This is a genomic window from Phycisphaerae bacterium (assembly GCA_012729815.1).
Taxonomy (GTDB): Bacteria; Planctomycetota; Phycisphaerae; order JAAYCJ01; family JAAYCJ01; genus JAAYCJ01.
The window spans coordinates 1-2,793 of sequence record JAAYCJ010000317.1; the positions used below are offsets into that span (position 1 = coordinate 1).

The window sequence follows — 2,793 nt, forward strand, 5'->3', positions numbered from 1 at the left end:
ACGACACCGCCATCTCGCCCGTACCCGCCTACGGCGACGACGTCCGCGAGTTCTGGACCAACTTCGGCTACCAGCCGCCTGAGATCAGAACCGACCCCGATTTCGCCGCCTGGGTCCAACCGCGGCCGACCGAACCAACCATGTGCGCCGCCTGCCTGCGACGCGGCAACCACCTCTACCTCGCCTCCATCTACGCCGAAAAGCCCAACGCCGCCTTCGACCGGGCCCGCTCGCTGCTCGCCGCCTGCGCCGACCGCGGCTTCGACGACCTCGCCGCCGAACACGAACGCTGGTGGCGAGGCTACTGGTCCGTCTCCGCCAAGGTCCACACGCCGGACGCCGACCTGGACCTGCTCTACTACCTCGGCCTCTACAAACTCGGCGCAATGGCCGACGCTGACGCCCTCCCAGCCGGTCTGCAAGGCCCGTGGATCGAAGAATACCGTATGCCGCCGTGGGCCGGCGACTACCATTTCAACGTCAACGTGCAGGAATGCTACTGGCCCGCCTGCGGCGGCAACCACCCGGAACTCCTGCGCCCGCTCTTCGAGATGGTCTGGAGCTGGCTGCCGCGCCTCCAACGCAACGCCAGGTTGTTTCTCGGCATCGACGACGGTCTCCTCGTGCCGCACGCCACCGACGACCTCGGCACGCGAATATCCAGCTCCTACCTGGCCGTCATCGACTACGGCTGCGGCGCGTGGATCGCCCAGATGATGTGGCAATACTACCGCTTCACCGGTGACCGCGAATTCCTCCGCAGCCGCGCCTACCCCTTCATGAAGGGCTGCCTGCGAACCTACGAAGCCGTCATCGAACAAAGCGGCGGAACGGACATCGCGATGACCCGTTCGCCCGAATTCTCCGCCGGACCGGGACGCGCCTGGGGCGCCAACGCCAGTTTCCAACTGGCCCTCGTCCACGTCCTCGCCCAGGGACTGATCGAAGCCTCGCAAATCCTCAACTGCGACGCCGACCGCCGCGACCGCTGGCAACGTCTCGACCGCGACCTGCCCGCCGCCAGTATCGCCGACGACGGACAAGGCGACGAAATCTTCGTCTGTGACGATCAGCCGCTCGACCGGCCCCACCGCCACCACTCGCACCTCGCCGGCGTCCACCCGTTCGACACCCTCGAATACGAACCCGGCGGCCGCCACCACGAACTCGTCGAACGCTCCTACCTCCGATGGATCAAAATGGGCATGGGCAACTGGTCCGGATGGTGCGTGCCGTGGGCCTCCATGCTCTGGTCACGACGCGGCGAAGGCCATGCCGCACGCCACTGCCTGCGAATCGTCCGCGAATTCTTCATACGACCCGGCTACGCTACCACCCACGACGCCGTCCACGCCGGCTTCACCACCTATACCGAACGTCCGCTGGTCATGCAGCTCGACGCCACGATGGGCGCAGCCGCCGCCGTCATGGAAATGCTCGTCCACACCCGCAAAGGAGTCCTCCACGTCTTCCCAGCCGTCCCATCCGACTGGCCAAACGCCCGCTTCGAGAACATCCGCATCGAAGGCGGATTCCTCGTAAGCGCCACCCGCCAAGCCAACCAAACCACACAGGTCGAGATCGTCAGCCTCCTCGGCAACACCCTTCACCTGGCCAACCCGTTCGGCAAAGACTCACGAGCAACCATCCATAGCAGCAACACCAAACCCCAAGCCATGACCGGACACCACCTTACCGTCCCAACCACGCCCAACGACCGCCTCACCATCCAACCAGCGTAACCGCCCTCCCAAAAAGAGCCGCGACCGCGAGGAAGCGGCGCCTTCGACCGACCGCCAGACACGCTTCCACAGTTGCCGGTTGCCGATCCCACCGGAGACGTTTACCATGGTGCAAATATCGCCGTGACAGATTCACGAAGGCCACACAACCGAGGTCACAATGGCGGACAGGAAATCGCGACAGCTCATCCCGCTGCGGGACACCGTCGGCGGGTTCTTCAAAAAACGCGGGTGGTTCCGCACCGAACGCCTGCTGACCAACTGGTACATGCTCGCCAATGACGACATCGCCGTGCTGATCGACACGGTCAAACCCAAAATCGTCAATCTCTTCGTCCACGGCCGATACGGCACCCTCCGGGCCCTCCTCTACGACACCGGCTGGAACGCCGCCATGAGCAACTGGGTCTACGGCATCGTCCCCTCCTGCCGTCGAGACGGCCGAACCCTCCTGCCGCTGCGATTCGGAGCCAAGATCACCGAGCCGGAATCGGTCGAGTTCGACCCGATCCACCGGCGGCTGGTGCTCAAGGGCCTGCGATTCTTCGCCACCGCCAGGCCCGACGATGTTGTCTCTTCCGCCATCCACGTCACCGGCCTCGCCGCCATCCCCCAGGTCGACGACGAACCCCAAGACCAAGCCATCCACGCCGACTGGACCATCCAACTCGCCGACCGCGGACTGGACGTGTCCGTGAATTTCAACGGCCCAGCCGAATCGCCAACCCTCCTGAGCTTCTGGTACCCACTCTTCACCCACGCCGGCAACGACCCGATCGACTACCAGGCCAATCAGCCCATCGACGCCAAGAGCAAAGTATCGCTCACCGACGACCACGGCCGCCTCCCGCGACTCGAAATCAAAACCGACAGCCGCCCCATCACACTCCACCCCCGAAGCGAACCGTCCCTTCGCGGAGCACACCGCCTCGCCGTCGAAACCGGACCAACCCTCTCGATCCGCCTCAAACCCAACGACGTCACCCTCGACGTCAACCCGCACCTCAACGCCAACCGCAATGAAAAACTCACCGTCCTCGCCGACGACCAG

At 64.7% G+C, this 2,793-nt stretch carries 2 protein-coding genes; both read left to right on the forward strand.

Features of this window, described 5'->3' with window-relative positions; translation table 11 throughout:
• A partial coding sequence (locus GXY33_20780; GenBank protein ID NLX07583.1) for a hypothetical protein occupies positions 1 to 1,742 on the forward strand: 1,742 nt, incomplete at its 5' end.
• A 160-nt stretch (positions 1,743 to 1,902) separates the two neighbouring features.
• A partial coding sequence (locus GXY33_20785) for a hypothetical protein (GenBank protein ID NLX07584.1) occupies positions 1,903 to 2,793 on the forward strand: 891 nt, incomplete at its 3' end.